Below are 428 nucleotides of genomic sequence, written 5' to 3'. Positions count from 1 at the left end.
CTCAGGTTGGTGGTGATCACCACGCTGGTGTGTTCGTACAGCTTGGACAGCAGGTGAAACAGCAACGCACCGCCAGCCTGGCTGAACGGCAGATAACCCAGTTCGTCGAGGATGACCAGATCCATGCGCAGCAGTGCCTGGGCGATCCGCCCGGCTTTGCCGTCGTGTTTTTCGCGCTCCAGCAGATTGACCAGATCGACCGTGGAGTAGAAGCGCACGCGCTTGCCATGCCGGGTGATGCCGGACACGGCCAGCGCGGTGGCTAGGTGGGTTTTACCGGTGCCTGGCCCACCGATCAGCACCACGTTCTGCGCGGTGTCGGTAAAGGCCAGGCTGGCCAGCTCGCTGATCAGGCGTGCGTCGGCGCTAGAGGCGCTGAAGTCGAAGCTGGCCAGATCGCGGTGCATCGGCAGCTTGGCCATGTTCAT

1 pseudogene is annotated in these 428 nt (G+C 62.9%); it reads right to left on the bottom strand.

Annotated features, from left to right (window positions below):
* A pseudogene (gene istB, locus HMPREF3014_RS32165) lies at positions 1–428 on the bottom strand (IS21-like element ISPst3 family helper ATPase IstB); the annotation flags it as partial.

The sequence above is a fragment of the Pseudomonas sp. HMSC065H01 genome, from assembly GCF_001815235.1.
In the GTDB taxonomy this organism is placed as follows: Bacteria; Pseudomonadota; Gammaproteobacteria; order Pseudomonadales; family Pseudomonadaceae; genus Pseudomonas; species Pseudomonas aeruginosa.
Note: the sequence above shows the minus strand (reverse complement) of the source record. Positions and strands in the feature narration are given on the sequence as shown.